Source organism: Hydrogenoanaerobacterium saccharovorans, assembly GCF_003814745.1.
GTDB lineage: Bacteria > Bacillota > Clostridia > Oscillospirales > Ruminococcaceae > Hydrogenoanaerobacterium > Hydrogenoanaerobacterium saccharovorans.
The window spans coordinates 147088-166198 of sequence record NZ_RKRD01000002.1; the positions used below are offsets into that span (position 1 = coordinate 147088).

At 41.5% G+C, this 19111-nt stretch carries 18 protein-coding genes and 1 tRNA gene; 7 read left to right on the forward strand and 12 right to left on the reverse strand.

The window, feature by feature from the left end; all coding sequences use genetic code 11:
* The first annotated feature begins 5 nt into the window (after positions 1-5).
* On the forward strand, positions 6-1733 hold the full coding sequence (locus tag EDD70_RS10760; RefSeq protein ID WP_092755087.1) for a sensor histidine kinase: 1728 nt from the start codon (positions 6-8) through the stop codon (positions 1731-1733).
* Positions 1734-1869: 136 nt separating this feature from the next.
* On the opposite strand, the gene EDD70_RS10765 is transcribed toward EDD70_RS10760, so the two are convergent.
* From EDD70_RS10765 to EDD70_RS10780, 4 genes are all read right to left on the reverse strand, one after another.
* Complete coding sequence (locus EDD70_RS10765; protein ID WP_092755090.1) at positions 1870-2463, reverse strand: flavin reductase family protein; 594 nt, start codon at positions 2461-2463, stop codon at positions 1870-1872.
* Positions 2464-2678: 215 nt separating this feature from the next.
* Entirely contained in the window at positions 2679-4451 is a 1773-nt protein-coding gene (locus EDD70_RS10770; protein WP_162840900.1) for a DUF4153 domain-containing protein, read from the reverse strand.
* 266 nt (positions 4452-4717) lie between these two features.
* A complete protein-coding gene (locus tag EDD70_RS10775) occupies positions 4718-5014 on the reverse strand; it encodes a DUF3892 domain-containing protein (RefSeq protein WP_092755096.1) in 297 nt (98 codons plus the stop codon).
* A 154-nt stretch (positions 5015-5168) separates the two neighbouring features.
* The gene (locus EDD70_RS10780) at positions 5169-5336 is read right to left on the reverse strand and encodes a FeoB-associated Cys-rich membrane protein (protein WP_092755099.1); all 168 of its coding nucleotides are present in this window, start codon (positions 5334-5336) and stop codon (positions 5169-5171) included.
* A gap of 184 nt (positions 5337-5520) precedes the next feature.
* Between EDD70_RS10780 and EDD70_RS10785 the strand changes: the two genes are divergently transcribed.
* The 6 genes from EDD70_RS10785 to EDD70_RS10810 all read left to right on the forward strand — a co-directional run bounded on the left by EDD70_RS10785 (position 5521) and on the right by EDD70_RS10810 (position 9541).
* On the forward strand, positions 5521-5892 hold the full coding sequence (locus EDD70_RS10785; protein ID WP_092755102.1) for a metal-dependent transcriptional regulator: 372 nt from the start codon (positions 5521-5523) through the stop codon (positions 5890-5892).
* 52 nt (positions 5893-5944) lie between these two features.
* Positions 5945-6472 carry a GNAT family N-acetyltransferase gene (locus EDD70_RS10790; protein WP_092755105.1) on the forward strand — a complete coding sequence of 176 codons (528 nt, stop codon included), beginning with the start codon at positions 5945-5947 and terminating at the stop codon, positions 6470-6472.
* Between the two features lie 177 nt (positions 6473-6649).
* A complete protein-coding gene (locus tag EDD70_RS10795; protein ID WP_092755108.1) occupies positions 6650-7537 on the forward strand; it encodes an AraC family transcriptional regulator in 888 nt (295 codons plus the stop codon).
* 339 nt (positions 7538-7876) lie between these two features.
* A complete protein-coding gene (locus EDD70_RS10800) occupies positions 7877-8470 on the forward strand; it encodes a TetR/AcrR family transcriptional regulator (RefSeq protein ID WP_092755111.1) in 594 nt (197 codons plus the stop codon).
* Between the two features lies 1 nt (position 8471).
* Entirely contained in the window at positions 8472-8864 is a 393-nt protein-coding gene (locus tag EDD70_RS10805) for a cytidine deaminase family protein (protein ID WP_242943151.1), read from the forward strand.
* Positions 8855-9541: an MBL fold metallo-hydrolase gene (locus EDD70_RS10810; RefSeq protein ID WP_092755114.1), complete on the forward strand. Its 687-nt coding sequence runs from the start codon at positions 8855-8857 to the stop codon at positions 9539-9541. The genes EDD70_RS10805 and EDD70_RS10810 overlap by 10 nt, the downstream gene beginning before the upstream one ends.
* An 81-nt stretch (positions 9542-9622) precedes the next feature.
* On the opposite strand, the gene EDD70_RS10815 is transcribed toward EDD70_RS10810, so the two are convergent.
* The 8 genes from EDD70_RS10815 to EDD70_RS10850 form a co-directional block, all read right to left on the reverse strand.
* Complete coding sequence (locus EDD70_RS10815) at positions 9623-10807, reverse strand: MalY/PatB family protein (protein WP_092755117.1); 1185 nt, start codon at positions 10805-10807, stop codon at positions 9623-9625.
* 15 nt (positions 10808-10822) lie between these two features.
* Complete coding sequence (gene nhaC / locus EDD70_RS10820; RefSeq protein WP_092755120.1) at positions 10823-12304, reverse strand: Na+/H+ antiporter NhaC; 1482 nt, start codon at positions 12302-12304, stop codon at positions 10823-10825.
* 211 nt (positions 12305-12515) lie between these two features.
* A complete protein-coding gene (gene xylB, locus EDD70_RS10825; RefSeq protein ID WP_092755123.1) occupies positions 12516-14042 on the reverse strand; it encodes a xylulokinase in 1527 nt (508 codons plus the stop codon).
* Between the two features lie 11 nt (positions 14043-14053).
* On the reverse strand, positions 14054-15370 hold the full coding sequence (gene xylA, locus EDD70_RS10830) for a xylose isomerase (RefSeq protein ID WP_092755126.1): 1317 nt from the start codon (positions 15368-15370) through the stop codon (positions 14054-14056).
* Between the two features lie 12 nt (positions 15371-15382).
* Entirely contained in the window at positions 15383-16408 is a 1026-nt protein-coding gene (locus EDD70_RS10835) for a LacI family DNA-binding transcriptional regulator (RefSeq protein ID WP_092755129.1), read from the reverse strand.
* Positions 16409-16655: 247 nt separating this feature from the next.
* A complete protein-coding gene (locus tag EDD70_RS10840) occupies positions 16656-17546 on the reverse strand; it encodes a hypothetical protein (RefSeq protein ID WP_092755132.1) in 891 nt (296 codons plus the stop codon).
* 136 nt (positions 17547-17682) lie between these two features.
* Positions 17683-17770 (reverse strand) — tRNA-Ser (locus EDD70_RS10845).
* Between the two features lie 182 nt (positions 17771-17952).
* Positions 17953-19023: a class B sortase gene (locus EDD70_RS10850; protein WP_092755135.1), complete on the reverse strand. Its 1071-nt coding sequence runs from the start codon at positions 19021-19023 to the stop codon at positions 17953-17955.
* Between the last annotated feature and the right edge of the window lie 88 nt (positions 19024-19111).

The window sequence follows — 19111 nt, forward strand, 5'->3', positions numbered from 1 at the left end:
GTAACATGAAAAAGTACATTATAATCCGCTGCATTTTTTTATGTGTGGCGGTGGTGCTGCTATCGGGGCTTGCCAGTGCGGTGATTTTGCAATATAGCAAAGAGCAAGCGATTGTGCGCAACATGAAGGACATCTTAATGTCGATTTCGTTGCAGGACGAGACTGCAAATAAAGATTATGATGCCTTTGCAAAGGCATATACCAAGCTCTCTTTCGAATACCGCATCACCGTCATCAATAAATCGGGCGAGGTATTGGGCGACTCCAACTTTAATTATACCGATATGCCGAACCACGCTGACCGTCCCGAAATCAAACAGGCAATTGCCGCGGGTACAGGATATGAAAAGCGTTCGTCCGAAACGTTTGGCAAACCCATGCTGTATGTGGCACTGCGCGATGGCGACATTATTTACCGCATTGCCTCGCCGGTAGATACCATCAATGCAACGTTTGTGGATTTGCTGCCCGCACTGCTGGCTGGTTTGGTGCTTGCCCTCATTATCTCGCCGGTTTTGGCGGCATCAACGGCAAAGAGCATTACAAAACCCCTTGCAAATGTGGCAGACAGCTTAAAAACCCTCGACAGCGAGGATTACGATATTAAAGTAATGCCGAGTGAATTTGATGAACTGCAGCCGATTGCAAGCACCATCAATTCACTTACCAAGCATATCTCCGAGACGATGCGCGAGCTTGCTGACCAAAAAGAAAAGACAGATTATTTGCTTAACAATATGGAAGATGGACTTATCTTGGTGGATAACAACATGCGTGTACTGCAAATTAATACAGCCGCGCAAAAAATTTTGGGCGAGAGCAAAAGCGTAGAGGGTAAAAATTTATTAATGCTTACCAATAAGCCCAAGTTGTTTGAAGCAGTACAAAATGCGGTGCAAAATGGGGTGTCTACCCTGTTCGATTTCAACAGCAGCGAAACTGCGGGCATGGTGCTTTCGGTTCACGTCACAGCCATACATTCCGATTGGATGGCACAGGGCAAGGCGAACGGTGCAGTCATCCTTATCACCGATGTGACGCAGGAGCGGCAGGCAGAAAGGATGCGTAGCGAGTTTGTTGCCAATGCCTCGCACGAGCTGAAAACCCCCATTACTTCTATCGGTGGTTTTGCCGAGCTGCTTGCAGCAGGTGTGGTGAAAGACCCCGACAAGGTGCAGGATTACCTGGTGCGCATTAAAAACGAAACACAGCGTATGGCACTGCTTATCGAAGATATTCTCAAACTTGCGAGTATCGAAAACAGCGAACAAAACGAGCAGAGTTTTGAGCCTGTAGACCTTAAAGAAGTGATTGAAGAAGTGATAGAAAACATACAGCCTCAAATAACAGCGCGCAATGTTACGGTTACCGCCGACGCGCAGGATGTGGTTATTCATGCAGTGCCCGATGATATGGAGGCATTGGTACAGAACCTGTTGGATAACGCGGTAAAATACAACCACGATGGGGGAAGTGTTACCGTAAAGCTTGAAAAACAAGGGGGCAAGGTTTGTTTTTCTGTAGCGGATACAGGCATTGGAATACGGTACGAAGACCAGCCCCGCATTTTTGAACGGTTTTACCGCGTAGACAAAGGCAGAAGCCGCAAGGTTGGCGGAACAGGATTGGGGCTTTCGATTGTAAAGCATGTAGTATCAAAATACGGCGGAGAAATATTTTTAAAAAGTATAGACGGCAAGGGTACCGCCATTTCGGTTACGATCCCGCTTTAAAAAGGAAATTGCCCAAGAAATATTGTAATCACAGAGATGGGAAAATAAGTTTTTGATATTCTATAATAGAGCAACCTGCAACAAAAAAAGCCTGTATCTGCACGATACAGGCTTTTTGGTCGAGTTTCATCTTTTACTATTTTCGCTTGGGTTTGCGTTTGGATGTAACCGGCTTTTTTCGAACCGAATAGCCAAAGCTGCCCAGTTTTGCACCAAGTTCAAAGTATTCGCCGTGGGCATAGGCAACCAATCCGCACTTATCCAAGTGCAGTTTGCCGTTTTTATCCACATACTGTTCGTCTACATTTACCGCAACTACTTCAGCTAAAAACATATCATGCGAGCCAAGCGGCAGCACCTGTTTTACGCGGCATTCCAGCGAGAGCGGGCTTTGCGCAATCAAAGGGGCAGAAACTTTGCCCGCAGGCTCTGCCGTGAGCTTGCATGCGGCAAACTTGTCTTCTTTTGCACCGGTTTTTACACCGCAGTAGTCGCAGGCGCGCACCAAATCTTTGGTGGTGAGGTTAATGACAAACTCGCCGCTTTCGCGAATCAGCTTATAAGAATAGCGGCTGGGGCGAATAGAAACATAGGTCATGGTGGGGTTGGTGCATACAATGCCTGTCCATGCTATGGTGAGCACATTGGGGTGCTCGAGCGTACCGCAGCTTACCAATGCGGGCGGTACAGGTGCAAGCAGTGTGCCGGGGTTCCATGCAAGCTTACTCATAATAGTTGCTCCTTTATCTTCAGCAATATGCTGGCGTTTTATTTTTTATGTATTTCACAATTGGTGGATGCCTTTTATTTTACTATAATAATGTCTGCTGAACAATTAGAAAATTGCATTCGTTTAGTGGGTATTAGAATGAACTTACAAATGCAAAGGAGCCGACGGCTTGAATCGGCTCCTTTTTACATGTTTGCATTGCAATATAAATACAGTTATTTTATTGCTACCAACACATACACTTCTGCATTATAGTACGCTTGATTGTTGGATGAGATGTTCATATTGGCATTTTGTACCACCACCGCCAGTTTGGCTTTGTCGTTTTCTGTGGTAAAGGTTGCCTCGTCGGTGGATAGTACCGATTTGTTTTCGTTCTTGTTAAGGTATCTTGAAAAAATCTCATCGGTACTGAACCGAATTATTTCTTCATCGCTGCTGCCCCTTAAAATGATACCATACTGGTTACCCTTTCTCTCTTTTTTCAGAGTATATTTAACCCCTGCTTTTTCAATATCACTGATTTTTGAGTTCGATGTTTCGTCTAAGTTAATAGAGGTGCGGGTAAGAACGTCGTAACCTGCTATATTAATTGGCTCCTCCGGTTTTAAATAGACGGTGACATAGCGGGTGTGTTCCGGCTGACCGTATGCCTCAAAACCAAACGTATTGTAAAAATCTTCGTAAACGTGAAAGTCTTTGGGCATATATACAACCTTGTTGGTGTATTGCATCATGCTAAGGTACTCTACAGAAGATACAATTTTCTTTTTATCTTCTTCTTTAATTGAGCTGTTGGGTATAATCGCGTTGTCTTTCAGCATGCTGTTTTGAACAAGTACATTTTTGAGCATGTTTTCTTGGCTCATCCTGCTTACGGTAAAAGCATCAACGGGTGGGATAATGGATATTGCCGAAAATGCAATCAGCATCGCCGCTAAAATGCCGTTTTTTTGTACCGGTACAACACTCATCACAACACCCGCACATGCTGAAAAAATACCAAATAAAATAACAAAGTAACGGGTATGGGTAATGCCTGTTTCTCGTAAGTTCATAATAGAAGATGCGATTTGAAAAACCACAATGGGGATGAGCACTTTAGGGAAAATGAGGCGGAACAAAGCTGCAAACTTGTTTTGCAGCCTGCTGGCTAAGATATAGACAATGATGATTGTAATGGAATAAGAGACAAGCATCGGTTCCAGCAGGTTGTTTGTCCAAAAACTGCCTTGGATGTTCAGTAAAATATACAGTAAAAGTATCACCGTAAAAATTGCCGTTAATGGGATGATAATATAAGAGATAAGAACCTCTAAAAATCTGGGGCAGAATGCCGCGCGTTCAATGATATCATCCAGTTCTGTATTTTTGGCGGCATCTCTTTTTCTAGGATAGATTGGGATGAGTGAAAGGAAAAAAAGCGGTGCAAACACAATAAAAACAATGTTTGCCGTATGGGCATAAGCCTTACTGGGGATATCAACAATGAGCAGGTCTATTGCCGAGATGATAAGGCTGCATCCGCCGAAAATTACGGCTGAATAAAAGATAGAATGGAAAAACGATTTGAACGCAGCCATAAAACTTTCGTTAAAGCTGATTTTGCTGCGGATAACAGGCAGCCATATATACGCAAAGAACAGAGCCAATAATGCCACCAAAGTGCGGATGCCTATTTCTTCACTCAGCTCGGGGGCTGCTTTGATTATCAGGTAGTAAGCCAGAGTAAGGGCAATGCCGATGCCCATGAGCAGCAAACGAGCAGAAGACTTATTAAAAAAACGCTCGTAGGCAGCCTGCAGTGCTGCACATAATACGGCACCTACTACACAAGCCAAAATCAAATTTATATAGCTTTCTCCTGTATGGATGGTAATAGTATTTATAACAGCAGCACTCAAAAAAAACGCAGCAGTCAGTGGGTAACGGGTAATAGCATGGGTGAGCCCCCGCAGTTGGTTTGATAGCATTGTCAACCGTTTCATTTGTGTTATCCTCTCCATCACTCATTATTTAGCTACAAAAACATCGATTGGTTGGCTGTTTCACTGGAACAGCCGGCAGGTAGAGTGAAACAGCTCTTACCTTATTATTCCTGTATATTTTAAAAGATATTCGCTATACCTGTTTAACTGTATTTTGGTCTAAATGCATTATATCATATTTCGCAATACCACACACCAATTTTAATCTGTTTTACATATAAAAAATGCCGCCTAAACTTTGCGCTTAAGCGGCATTGTCCACTGTATTATTGCGAAACAGACGGCAAATTGCCCAAATTGTTGCCTTCGCTGTCATCGGGGAGAGATTTTAAATATTCGTTGCCGTTCCTGCTGGATACACCCACCCCTCGTATGCCGCCTTCTTTGGCTAGCTGAACGCCCTGCTCTTTGTCTAAAATACTTCCGTCCGATAATTGATAGCCGGTTACGCGTCCGCCTTCTTTTACCAACGCTACAATCTGTTTGGCATCTGCTTTGGGTTCGGGAATATCTTGCATAGCCATCATAGGCAACTTCGAAAAATCATTTTGATGATCAGTCATCGCTTTTACCTCCTATTTTAAAGATTATTTTTCTATAATCTTTAAAATAGTTTACCAACAAAGCGTGTTAATATTCTGTTTAACACATTCGATGACAAAAGAGTGTCGCAGTTTATTAATACACACAAACACTCTTTTTTAAATAATTATTGTATTACTTCGGATGACACATGTCCGCACTGGGGCAGTTGGAGCAACTGCATCCGCAAGAGCTTTTGCCTTTCTTTTTATCTTTTATCATCTTTGTAACAATCAGTACAACTAACAGCAAAACCAATGCAGCAACAACGATTGTTGAAAGATTATTAATAATAAAGCTCATAAATCCTCCTTGTCAAAGATTAGTTGAAGCCAACCTTAAATTAAAAATACTGGGTTAGTCAAAGCTAACCCTTACAATTAAATAGCTTACCACCGCTTGCCGAGATTGTCAATAGGTACTTGATATTTCTTGATAATTTGGTTAGTTTGTGCTAATCTAAATAGGACGTTAGGAGGTGTGCGAGTTGAAAAGACAAGAATCCGCTGAGGATTATTTAGAGACTATCCTTGTGCTAAATAAAAGATTGGGAATGGTGCGTTCCATCGATATTGTGAATGAAATGGGTTTTACAAAACCCAGTGTGAGCGTTGCTATGAAGAACCTGCGTGAAAAAGGTTTGATTGAAATGGACGCGGGCGGTTTTATTACGCTGACCGCCGATGGCAAAAAAATTGCAGAATGCGTTTTTGAGCGGCATATGGTGTTAACCCAAGCACTGATTTATCTCGGAGTACCCGAAGATATTGCCAAAGAGGATGCCTGCAGAATTGAGCACGACCTCAGTGCAATAACCTTCGAAAAAATAAAGGACCATATAGATAAAGCACGTTCTTAATGATGCCTCAACTAAAACCAACCTTATTTAATTTGGTGAGGGGGAAAAGAAAATGACGGAAATGTCTCTCGTATTACCCACAATACAGCATGAGAACTTCGCCAATGACTTTAAAAAAGAGTTTTTTGAAAATGGTGAATCGGTAATCAATGGAAGTGCACTGTTTGACCAAATGGAATACAGAGCATGGCTTGAAAATACAAAAAAGAATAGCAGCCCTGCTACCGTTCAGCCAAATTGGGTAGTAGCTACCACCTTTTTTGCTGTAAGAAAAAGTGATGAGAAATTAATAGGGATGATTGACATCAGGCATAGCTTAGATAATCAATTATTAGCAGAATATGGCGGGCATATCGGGTATTCTATTCTGCCGAGTGAGCGGAGAAAAGGATATGCAACCCAAATGCTTAAATTAGGGCTGGACTATGCAAAAACGCTTAACTTGAAAAAGGTAATGTTGGGGTGTAAATCAAATAATATTGCATCGCAAAAAACCATTGTTAAATGTGGGGGGAAGTTAACGGAACAAAAAACATACGTTGACAACACGCCCGTGAATATTTATTGGATTGAATTGTAAAATGAAAAAACCGCTTTGCTGTAAACTTAAGCAGCAAAACGGTTTTTTTAATACCTGATTGTATAAATTGGGGTATGAATTTAACTTAAAAACTCACATTAGCAAAACAGGAACAGCAAAGCAAAAAAGGGGCTGTTATACTATAGTTACCGTACGGAGAAAGGGTGGTGTTGCAGATTGAATTACAGTAAAGATATGGAGCGGTGCGTAGATTATATTGAAAGCAATCTACAAAATGAAATTTCAACCCAGATGTTAGCCGATGAAATTGGATATTCTGTTTACCACTTTTGCAGAGTTTTCAGCGCCTGCAAAGGCATGCCACCAACGGAATATATACGAAAAAGACGGCTTTCACTTGCTGCGCTGGAGCTGTTTCAAAACAAAAAAATAATTGATATAGCACTGAATTATGGTTTTGAAACCGCCGGCGGGTTTGCAAAGGCGTTTCGTAAGGAATATGGCTACAGCCCTGCTCAATACGCCAAACGGATGGCAGGCTTTAACCAAGCTACAATTAAAAATAAGATTGGAGATTATATTATGAACTATGTGATTATGAAAAAGCCGGCTTTTAAGGTTGCCGGTTACGGCATACAAACCGATATATCAAGTGCAAATTACACAAAGGATATTGCTTCTTTTTGGGAGCATTACGAAGGCGAAAATTTGGAATCCAAACTATACGAAATATTAAATCCGCCAAAACATGGCGAAGTGGGCTTGTGCATTCCTGCTTCTGAAAATGGTAACGTAACCTACCTTTTGGGTGTTATTGTAGATGATTTTTCAAAAGTAACAGACGATATGATTACGGTTGAAGTTCCGCAAGCAGAGTATGCTGTATTTACAACACCGCCGGTAGATACAACAAACGACAACGAGCAAAAAGAATTTGCGCAGGTTATTAAAAGCACCTGGAAGTATATTTTTGAGCAATGGTTTATAGACAGCGGTTACGTTTACGACGAAGATAAATTGGATTTTGAGTTTTATGATGAACGCTGCCACTTTAGGCCGGATACCGTAATGGATATCTTTGTGCCGATAAAAAAGAGATTGTAACAGCTATGAGTTATGTTCTGTTTCGGTAACATTGTACAATATTTTAATTTAGAATAAACAGCACCCGCATAACACCATATTATGCGGGTGCTGTTTGTTGATTAATGTAAGGAATGGCAGAAAAAATGGGTTGTATATGCAGCTGCCCAGAGGCAGTAAAGCAAGTTATTGGTAATGTTTTAGGTCTGGCTGATAGCAGAGTAACTGATAACCATTGCAAGCGCAACGGTTAGACTTGCTGTTTACTGAAAAACATCTTGACTTTGTTACAATAACCGGATATAATGACCCAAAAGTCAAAATTGACCAATGGGTCATTTTTATATGAGGTTGTATATTGTGTCAAATGAAAAAAAGTATCAAGTTCGAAATCAGAAGATTCTTGACACAGCCGAAAAATTAATAAAACATAAAGGCTATCATCATTTCAAAATGAGCGATATTTCCGATGAACTGGAAATTGCCAAAGGTACTATCTATAACCATTACCGCTCAAAAGAAGATTTGCTTTTTGCACTAATCTACCCAAAACTGAAACATTTTCGAGATGAGTTAAGGCAAATAGTGGGTGCGAACCACTCGTTTGAAGAAACTTTTCGAATAGCCATTCGCAAAGCGATAGAGAGTGAATATCATCAATTTTTATTGCTGACATTTTCGGATGTTGCCGTTCTGTTCCAAGAAAAGAATCAAAAAGACATGGAATTAATTCAAGGTGAGATTATACAAGAGTTCAAAAACATTTTGATATTGGGGATAAATGAGGGGGTTGTTAAAGGCGATATATCGGTGGATTTTTTAAGTTACCAGATTCTTTCTGCACTGAACCCTCTGCTTCACAGTCTCCTCGTTATTGAAACAGCAAAGATGACACATGATGATTTTGTAAAACAAACCACGGAGCTTTTATTGTACGGCATCAGGAAAGGATAAGATGATGAATAATCAGGAACTATATCAAATCGCTTTTATTGCAGTTAACCATAAAAAACTAAGAAACTTGGGTACTGCGGGGCATGTAGCCTGTGCACTGGAAACGATGAACGGCAACGTTTTTACAGGGATATGCATTGACCTGCCTTGCTCTATCGGTTTATGTGCCGAGCAGTCTGCTATTGCAGAAATGGTAAAGCACAATGAAACGGCAATTAAAAAGATAATTGCTGTTTTTGAAGATGGGAGTATCCTTCCGCCTTGCGGAAGATGCAGAGAGTTTATTGCGCAGATGGACGACCAAAACAGCCAAACCAAAATTGTGTTACCTGAAATGAAAGAAGTACTGCTGCAAGATTTATTGCCCGAAAGGTGGGATAGCAAATGGAACTGAAAAAAATAAGCAATAAGGTGTTCTATTATCCCCATCAACCCGAAACCGACCGCCCGATGCTGGTCTATCTCAAAGGAGAAAAAATTGCGCTTGCCGTTGATGCCGGAAACTCGGCAGACCATGTGGACGAATTTTATAAAGCCTTAAAAGCTCAAGGGCTAAAAATGCCCGACCTCACAGTACTCACCCACTGGCATTGGGACCATACCTTTGGAATGCACCATATCCATGGATTATCTATTGCACACCGTAAAACCAACGAATTTTTGGGTAAAGAAAGAGCCATGCTGTCCGACAGTACATACGTAGATTTTGCGATAAAGAATGATGAATGCCTGTGCAGAGAATATGCAGATGGCAAAAGTATGGTTGTTGTTCCATCGGATATTCAATTTGAGGAGGAGCTTACCCTCAACCTGGGTGAGATGACAGCAAAAATTTTTCACGCAGAGTCCCCTCACTCTGAGGATACCGCATTAATTTATGTACCCGAAGAGAAAATACTTTTTTTGGGGGATGCAACAAGCGAGGACTTTTTTAATGATGGCTTTATGGACAAAGAAAAACTAGAGGCGCTAATAAAGTTGATTGAGTGTACCGACTGCCAATACTGTATTTTGAGCCATACAGAACCTCTGCCAAAGCCTGATTTATTGCATTACTTAAAATCCATATAAACACTCAAAATACATAAAATACAACGGCAAAACCCTCCATCGTCTGTGTGACAATAGAGGGTTTTGTCTTTTTAGCATGTGCTAAACTGTTAATTGCGAATATGCTTTTTGCATTCTCTCGTAAGCTTCTTTTAACAAGCTTTTGGGGCTGCCTAAATTGATTCTGAAGCATCCTTTGCCGTCAATGCCGAACTTAGTGCCCATATAAACTTCGACCTTGGCTTTTTTAATAAACCAATTACTCAGTTTTTCTTCTTCGCAACCCAACTTTTTATAAGACACCCAAAGCAGATAAGTACCTTCTCTTGGCATAATCTCAAATTCAGGAAAGTGCTTTTCAAAATACTCTCTGGTAAACGCTTCGTTTTCATTTACATAAGAGAGCATTTCCTCATACCAATCGTCGCAATGGCAATATCCTGCTTCCACAGCTACCGCTGCAAATATATTGGGGTTGTGCATTCCAAGGCGGTCGATGTCTTGTTTCATTTTATTGCGCAAAGTTTCGTTGGGAACGATAAGATAAGATACAATTACCCCGGGGATATTAAAAGTTTTGGTTAGGGATGATGCTACGATTAATCGCTCTCTTACAGATTCTTTTAACAGCAGTGAAGTTGTAAATTCTGCTTTAGGAGAGACGATATCACCATGGATTTCATCCACAAAAAGAATAAGATTATGTTTTTCGCAAAACTCTCCGATTTTATCCAATTCTTCTTTTTTCCAAACTCTGCCTACCGGATTAAACGGGCTGCAAAGGATGTACATTTTTGTTTTGCTTGTAACAGATTTCTCCAACTCATCAAAATTGATTTGATACTGTTCGCCGTCAAACACCAATGGAGAAGCAATCGGGTTCCGATCATTTTTTACGATTGCCTCGTAAAGTGAATCATAGGATGGAGTGTGAATAATAATATCGTCGCCCTTATTTGTAAAAGTTTCTACCGCAAGGCTAACAGAAATGCTTATTCTCGGGCAAAATACAATTTCTTCTTTTTTTACTGCTGCATGGTTTTTGTCTTTAAACCAGCGAATAATTCCTTTATAAAAGCCCTCATTTAGGTCTGTGTATCCATAAACGCCATGGTCCAAACATGCTTGAAATGCTTCCGTTATTGGCGCAGGTGTCTTAAAATCTAAATCTGCAACACCAAGATGAATTAAATCTTTAGCGCCATATATTGCATCCATAGTATCCCATTTTGCACAATTTGTATTTCTTCGATTAATTACTTCATCAAAACAGATTTGATTTGCCACAACCTCACCCTCTTTCTATTTTTCAACGGTTTCTTTATTCAACTCTAAATACTCGTTATAATAAGGGCTGTTTTCTTTAATTTTCATAATTCCTATTCCCGTAGCCGCTAAAATTAAAGCAAAAATAACACCAGTATAGCAAATGCATGCCCAAGGCAAATACTCCATGGTTGGTACACCCAACGTAGTTGCCATATAAACACCTGCAGCTGTCCATGGAACAATCGGCTCTACAACAGTTGCAGAATCCTCCAATGTTCTGGAAAGGTTTCTGGGTTCCAGCCCTCTTTTAATGTAGGCATTTCTAAACATTTCACCCGGAAGCAAGATAGACAATTGGCCATTTGAAGTTACAAAAACAGCTGTAATGCAGGAAAGAATAGTTGCTGCAATAAGCCCAAATGTGTTTTTAACCAGTGACATTACTTTGTTTAATACAATATCCAAAGAACCCGTTACCGACAGAGAACCGGCAAAAGCATAGGCACAGAAAGAAATGAGAACAACACCCAGCATAGAAACCATTCCCCCGCGCTCAAGCAAACGAGAAACCTCGGGTACAATGGCTGTTGGGTCAATTCCTTCGGTCTGGATCATATTCAGTTTAAAGCCATTTACCGCACTCTCGAAGCATTGCACCAAGCTGAAGTGTTGAAAAACAACTGCGTTAAACATAGCAAATACGCTGGAAAGCAACATGACAGGAATGGTAGGCTTTTTCAGTATTGCTCCGCCCAAAACAATGACGATGGGAAGTATGGTAAGCAGATTAAAATCGTAAATTTTATCTAAAGTATTTAAAATAACCCCTACATTTTCAGGGATTGCAGCCCCCAAACCAACGCCGATTTTTTGCCCTACAATTGTGTACACAATACAGCAGATAACAAAACCGGGAAGGGTTGTCCAAAACATATGCTTAACATGGTCATACAAAGTAGAACCTGCTGCAATGGGTGCAAGGTTGGTTGTGTCCGATAAGGGGGACATTTTATCGCCAAAATATGCGCCCGATACCACTGCGCCTGCAACAATGGGCAACGGTGCACCAAGGCCTGCTGCCACACCCATAAGTGCTACGCCGATTGTACCCGCAGAACCCCAAGAAGTACCTGTACATACAGAAACTACAGCGGTTACTAAAAATGCGGTTACAACTAAATAAGATGGATTAATCAATTTTAAGCCGTAATAAACCATCATTGGGATTGTGCCGCCAATTTCCCAAGTACCAATCAAAAATCCAACAATAATCAAAATAAAAATTGCCGGTAATGTTTTGGATAATTTGCCTACGATTGAATCCATGATGTTGTCCCAGCTATATCCCAAATAAACTGCAATTAAGGATGCAACTGCGGCTGATACTAACATTAACACCTCAACGCTTAGGTCGAAAATTGCATAACCAATTCCCAGTAATAAAACCATTGCAAGGATGGGTAAAATCGCCAAGAAAAAGGTGGTTTGCTTTACTTGTTTCTTATTTGTTTTCATAATGTCCTCCAAAACCTCAAACTATAATGTCTGTTTTAATTTGCGAGAATAAAATGCTTTGCAATTGAATTTGTTTTACCTTTTGGTTTTTTTGCATGCTGGTTAGTAAGTTTTATTGCTATCCTCCTCTAAACATCAGATTGTACTTCTAATTAAAAAACAGTTTTAATTAGAAGACTTAAAGCAGAAATCTCTGCATAGCAACAAATGGTTATGAAAGTGCTGCCAACTGTTTGTAGTTATCCATCAGCGTTGGATAGAGATTTTTGTATACTTCGTAAAATTGGTTATAGCGCTGCGTATTTTCGGCAATTGCCGATTGCGGCGCATTTTTTTTGACAACAGCAGCACAACCCTGCTCTACACTGGTGTAAATGCCGCAGCCAACACCCGCCAAAATAGCGGCACCTAAAGCGGCGCCTTCTCTGGATACTGTAGTTTTGACGTCGCAATCAAACACATCGGCGAGCATTTGGCGCCAAAGCGGGCTGCTTCCGCCACCGCCGCACGCTGTCATATCGCTAAGGTTGATACCCAATTCACGCAGAATCTCCACACAGTCGCGCAGCGAGTAGGTAACGCCTTCCATCACCGCACGCAGCATGTCGTATTTGGTATGCATAGCGGATAGCCCGAAAAATACGCCGCGGCAGTCCGGGTCGAGGTGGGGGGTACGTTCTCCCATCAAATAGGGCAAATAAAGCAGGCGATTGGCACCAATCGGTATCCGCTCTGCCTCTTTATCCATCAGATAATAGGGGTCTACCCCCATTCCTTTTGCTGTATCCATTTCAGCCTGACAAAAATGATCGCGGAACCATTTAAGCGACAACCCTGCCGCTTGGGTAACGCCCATAATATGCCAACAGCCCGGTACGGCACAGCAAAACGTGTGCACACGTCCTTTTGGGTCTATCGATATATTAGAAGTATGGGCATACACCACGCCTGAGGTGCCAATGGTGGTAAACGCCCTGCCGTCCTGCACAACGCCCGTGCCAACCGCTGCGGCGGCATTGTCACCGGCACCGCCTACTACGATAGTGCCTTTGACAAGCCCTGTCTGTTCAGCGGCTTGCGCATGCACTGTGCCGGTAACCTCCTGCGATTCATACACTTTTGCCAAAAGCTTTTTGTCAATTTGCAGCTTTTGCAAAACCTCATCCGACCAACAGCGGTTGGGCACATCCAAAAGCCCCATACCGCTTGCGTCCGAAACCTCGGTGGCAAACTCTCTCGTCAGCTTATATCGAATATAATCTTTGGGCAGTAAAATATGTCTGCATTTTTGATAAACCTCCGGCTCATGGTTGCGTACCCATAAAATTTTACCGGAAGTAAAACCTGTAAGCGAAGGGTTTGCTGTAATTTCAATCAGGCGTTCTGCCCCCACCCTAGTGGTAATCTCATTGCACTCTTTTGCGGTGCGCTGGTCGCACCAGATAATGGAACGGCGCAAAACGTTTCCGCTTTCGTCCAACATCACTAAGCCGTGCATCTGCCCCGAAAGCCCAATGCCTTTAATATCAGCACTGTTTACCCCGCTTTTGGCGAGTACAGTACGTACCGTTTCAACGGTGGCATTCCACCAGTCCTCCGGTTCTTGCTCTGCCCAGCCGTTTTGCGGGCTGTACAGAGGGTACTCTGCAGTGGCCGAAGCAACGACGGCTCCCTCTTTATCGAATAAAACGGTTTTCGTGCCTGAGGTGCCAATATCTAATCCAAGCAAATATTCCAAAGCGGTACCTCCTATCCCTGAAACAGGACGTTGTTCACAATACTTTCTAAATATTCTTGTCTGCCGCTTTTTGGCAGCGACGGTTCTTTTTTAAGTGAATATGCCTCCAGCTCTTGGAAGCCTATTTTGCCTGCAACAATCTCTGCACCAATCCCCGTTTGATAGCTGCTATAACGCTCTTTCACAAATTCATCCACTCTGCCGTCCGCAATCAGCTCTGCCGCTTTGCGCAAGCCAAGTGCAAAGGTATCCATTCCTGCAATATACGAATAGAAGATATCCTCCATAGTATAAGAGCCGCGGCGAGCCTTCGCGTCAAAGTTCAAACCGCCGTTTGTAAAGCCGCCGGCTTTGATCACTTCATACATACACATCATTGCATCGTAGATGTTGGTGGGGAATTGGTCGGTATCCCAGCCCAGCAGCATATCACCCTGATTGGCATCAATCGAGCCGAATGCGCCGTTAACGGCGGCAACTCTCAGCTCATGCTGGAAGGTATGCCCCGCCAGTGTTGCATGGTTCGCCTCAATGTTTATCTTGAAATCTTTATCAAGCCCATAGGTTTTTAAAAAGTTGCAGGCGGTAGCGGTGTCAAAATCGTATTGATGCTTGGTAGGTTCTTTCGGTTTTGGCTCAATGTAAAAATCGCCGGTAAAGCCAATACTTCTGCCGTATTCTACTGCCATTTTCATCAGCCTTGCCATATTGTCGAGTTCAAATTTAACATCGGTGTTCAGCAAGGTTTCGTATCCCTCGCGTCCGCCCCAAAACACATAGCCGTTACCGCCCAATTTAACGGTAATTTCCAGCGCTTTTTTAATTTTTGCAGCAGCATAGGCAAAAATATCGGCATCGGGCGATGTACCTGCTCCATGCATAAAACGGGGGTTAGAAAATGCGTTGCAGGTGCCCCACAGGCACTTTTTACCTGTTTGTTTCATTTTATCCAGTACATAGTCGGATATCTCGTCCAAACGTGCATTGCTCTCGGCAAGGGTTGCGCCCTCTGCAACCAGATCTACATCATGAAAGCAAAAATAATCAATGCTCAGTTTTTCCATCAGTTCAAATCCGGCATCTACTTTTGCTTTTGCGTGCCCCATGACGTCCTCTGCACCAAAGGTTTTGTCTGCTGTGCCAACACCAAACATATCAGCACCCTCTGCGCACAGAGTATGCCACCAAGAGAGCGCAAATTTTAAGTGTTCGCGCATTGGTTTATCCAAAATAACTTCATCGGGATTGAAATATTTGAATGCCAACATGTTCTTGCTTTTTGCACCCTCGTATGCAATTTTGGGGATACCTTTAAATAGTTCTTTCATCATAGCGCTCTCCTATATATTTTCTTTGATTTTAATGATGTTGTTGGTAAAGTATTTATCATTTTTGGGTGTAATGCCGTTGATGAGGTAATCCATCAGTATTTTAATGGGTTTATACCCTTGTTCGTACGGCTGTTGGCAAATAGTTGCCTGGATGATTTCTTCCTGCACAAGTGCACGAGTGGAAGGTGGGTCGTCAAAGCATACAATTTTCACTTTGTTTGCAAGTCCGGCTTCCTTCACTGCCCTGCATACGCCTGCAACACCCGCGGCAGTGATGTAAATCGAATCAATTTCGGGATGTGATTGGAGGGCATGCTGTGTTTGCTCGCAGGCGATTTGGTCATCGTCCAAGCACTCCACAATATCAACGATGTCTATCTCGGGTGTTTGCATTTTAACGCATTTATCAAACCCATGGATGCGCTGATTATGTCCGCTCATTTTAACGGAACCTGTAACAATCAGTGTTTTGGTGTTGCCTCCGGTAATCAGCTTGAGGATACCCGCCGCAGTTTGCCCGCTTTGAACATAATTGCACCCGACATAGCACAGACGGTTGCAGCCTGTTAAATCGGAGTTGGATGCCACTACAGGGATGCCTGAGCGCACAATTTCGTCAATTTTAACGCGCACTGCGCAATCATCTACCGTAACAACACACAAAGCATTTACTTTTTTCTGCAAAAGTCGATCCAAAGCGTCAATATGAGTTTGCACGTCGTAGCCTTTTACCTGTTCTACAATTACAGAAATTCCATAATCCGCAAAGTCTTGGCTAGCGCGGCGAAAGCCATTCAGTACCTTATCAAAATAAGGGTTATCGATAGAGGGAACCAAACAGCCGATGGTGATGGGCTTTTTGCGTGCCGCAAGCGCTTTGCCTGCACGATTGGGCTTGTAGCCCATGGTTTGTATGATTTCTTCTATCCTTTTTTGAACGTCAGGTTTTACTCTACCGCGGTTGTTCAAAACTCGGTCAACGGTTCCGCGGGAGACTCCTGCCTTATTTGCTATATCTTTAATGGTAACTGCCATTTATAAATGTACCCCCAAAAACAGATTATTTAGTAAGCGTGCACGAGCAAACTTTTATGTGCACGAGCACATTATTGGGTTGCTTATATTGTAGTGATTAACTTGAGAATTGTCAACGAATGTGCTTTTTTTTGGATACTGGCATAAAGCACACACGTTGATTTATCAAATTTAATGGTTTTGGCTCAAAAATACGCTAAGGAAGAATAACAAATCAAGCATATCTAAAAATAAAGTGTCTGTTTTTTTATAATACTTTATCAATCAAATTGTTTTGCAGTTTTAATTTTTCTAATAAATCTCTTTTTTTATTGCCATCCGTACTATTAAGAAAAATATCCTGTATGTAGTTAATATTAGTAGGGTATAAGTTAGAAAATAAAATTTTTTTATACAATTCGAATCTTATTTGAAAATCGAGATCTTTTTGGTATTCAATTTCAAGAATATTATACCAATATTCTTGAGGATTTTGCATTAGATATAATTCTGCTACAACATCTACTAATAATAAAATCCTTGTAACATTGTTGCTGATTTCTTTATTATTAGTTAATCCTTCAAGTTTATGTAATGATAGATTTCGATTAAATACTTCTAGAAAATTATTAGTTTCACATTTTTTGAAACTAATATAAAACACTTCTTGCAATATAAATTTTAGATACTCCAAATATGACTCAGGAATGAATCGCCTATCTTTTGGAAAGCACTCATTTTTAATTAAGGAATTAAAATATTCTAAATTTTTATCTATAATCTTACTCATTTTTTCAATAGTTAAGTCAGGAGTTTCCATTCCCCATTTTCTAAACAAAGCTTCTACCAATGGTAGTAAACTAAGATATGCACATATTGCGTTTTTATTATAAACATCATAGGTAGCATACTCTATAACGTGCAGAAAAGGAGTAAATATATTTGCTTTTAAAAATCTATATTCCATTTGATATGCTCTTTGCCAAGGTAACTTTACCATTTGAGTAATTTTATTTACGATTGGTATATTATTTTTCACATCATTATATAACTCATTAACTAAAATTCCATTTATGCATTGATAAGGGGGAAGACATAAAAAATCCTTTTTTAAGCATTTGTTAATCTCTCTAATTTTATATTCTAAAGTATTAGACATATACTTACCCTCAACTCCGCACCAATTTATTAAATAGTTAAAAATTGTTCTACAATTTAATTTATAACATGCTTTTATAAATCAATTATAAACGAAGAACCTCTCAACACATATTATATGTGTTGAGAGGCTTGATTGGCGGAGAGTTAGGGATTCGAACCCTAGGTTCCTTGCGGAACACAACATTTCGAGTGTTGCACCTTCGACCACTCGGACAACTCTCCAGATATAAAGTTTTAGAAAAGCGATTGAAACGGTGCGGAACAACGGGTTGCTGTGCCGCACCATTTGTTTTTTAGTTATGCAAGAATTACTGAACAAGCAGCAATTCACAATACAACGCATATTAGTATAGCAAATTTTCGCATAAACTGCAAGTGCTATTTTATAGAATAAATCAGGCGGATTATAGATTTGGGCGAATGGGGTTGGGGTTGGCTGTAATAGCAACCGATGAACTGGGGTTACTAACCAGTTTTGCCATAACCACAAAGCGTTGGCGGTTGCTGGGCCCAAACCGCCTGGTACAAGTAGAAAGAGTGATGATTTTATCACCGGAAGAAACAGGCACATCGTAGATGTGCTCGCTGCGTGCTTTGGCCCCATCAATAATCCATTGGCCGCCTGCCGAGGAGATATAGTTAAAATCAATATCGGTATAAAAAGCAGCAAAAATCTGCCATGCCATTTCTTCGCTGCCGGTAGAAAACCAAAGGTAAGGATGGCTCTTCGCAAACGACAAATGCTGAAATGCCGTAAGTTGCGCAAAATGAGTATCGGAGGGCGAACCGATACGCGGAACTTCACCGTAATTCGTCCAGTTGTGCCCATAGATAACAGTATTGGGTGAAAGTGTGCTGCTGCCGCCGTTCATGCTGCAGCTGCTGTCTGCCCAAATAACACCTTGTTTGCTGTAGTTTTTATCCATTCCCTTTTCGGTGTAATAATTGGTGTAGGGCCCCTGCACTACGGGGTAGTTGATGTTTGTACCGGGAATTTTCAACCAGCCCTTGGTGTCACTGTTGACTGTTTTCCAATAGTTGATATTGCTGAACCCTGAGCCACCCATAGAAACAGGCGCAGTGGACGCAGATACAGTGGGAACTGTTTTATGCAATTCTTCCAGCAGAGGATGGGTGGAAACCCCTTTGCTGACACCCAGATAGTTTATTACCAGGGCATCTTCCGAGTAACAGGGCATAACGTCTGTTGCAGAAAGTGAAACGGTTTGTGCAACTACAGCCGCCTCAGAAGATTCGGTTGTACTGGGCGCGGCCTGCACAACTACAGGTTGTTGTGTGAGTTTGGCAAGAAGCTTGGTTACTCCCAAACCGCACACAATGACAACTGCAAATAAAACCGACATCCTAAAAATCGCTTTTGGCGGAATGCGGGTTCTTCTTTTGCGGCTTACTCTGCGGCGGCCTCTCGGACGAAATTCAGATGTATTACGTCTGGGTGCATGATTGGGTGACATCTCGGGTACCTCCTGCCATACAAGTGTACTAATCAAACTGTATGATGATATTGGTTTATTATACCATACACATGCAAGTATTGGCAAT

What these genes read in the sequence shown, in the direction of transcription:
- EDD70_RS10760 (WP_092755087.1), top strand. Translation starts at nt 6, where the DNA reads ATGAAAAAGTACATTATAATCCGCTGCATTTTTTTATGTGTGGCGGTG.
- EDD70_RS10765 (WP_092755090.1), bottom strand. Translation starts at nt 2,463, where the DNA reads ATGAGTAAGCTTGCATGGAACCCCGGCACACTGCTTGCACCTGTACCG.
- EDD70_RS10770 (WP_162840900.1), bottom strand. Translation starts at nt 4,451, where the DNA reads ATGAAACGGTTGACAATGCTATCAAACCAACTGCGGGGGCTCACCCAT.
- EDD70_RS10775 (WP_092755096.1), bottom strand. Translation starts at nt 5,014, where the DNA reads ATGACTGATCATCAAAATGATTTTTCGAAGTTGCCTATGATGGCTATG.
- EDD70_RS10780 (WP_092755099.1), bottom strand. Translation starts at nt 5,336, where the DNA reads ATGAGCTTTATTATTAATAATCTTTCAACAATCGTTGTTGCTGCATTG.
- EDD70_RS10790 (WP_092755105.1), top strand. Translation starts at nt 5,945, where the DNA reads ATGACGGAAATGTCTCTCGTATTACCCACAATACAGCATGAGAACTTC.
- EDD70_RS10805 (WP_242943151.1), top strand. Translation starts at nt 8,472, where the DNA reads ATGATGAATAATCAGGAACTATATCAAATCGCTTTTATTGCAGTTAAC.
- EDD70_RS10810 (WP_092755114.1), top strand. Translation starts at nt 8,855, where the DNA reads ATGGAACTGAAAAAAATAAGCAATAAGGTGTTCTATTATCCCCATCAA.
- nhaC (WP_092755120.1), bottom strand. Translation starts at nt 12,304, where the DNA reads ATGAAAACAAATAAGAAACAAGTAAAGCAAACCACCTTTTTCTTGGCG.
- xylA (WP_092755126.1), bottom strand. Translation starts at nt 15,370, where the DNA reads ATGAAAGAACTATTTAAAGGTATCCCCAAAATTGCATACGAGGGTGCA.
- EDD70_RS10835 (WP_092755129.1), bottom strand. Translation starts at nt 16,408, where the DNA reads ATGGCAGTTACCATTAAAGATATAGCAAATAAGGCAGGAGTCTCCCGC.
- EDD70_RS10840 (WP_092755132.1), bottom strand. Translation starts at nt 17,546, where the DNA reads ATGTCTAATACTTTAGAATATAAAATTAGAGAGATTAACAAATGCTTA.
- EDD70_RS10850 (WP_092755135.1), bottom strand. Translation starts at nt 19,023, where the DNA reads ATGTCACCCAATCATGCACCCAGACGTAATACATCTGAATTTCGTCCG.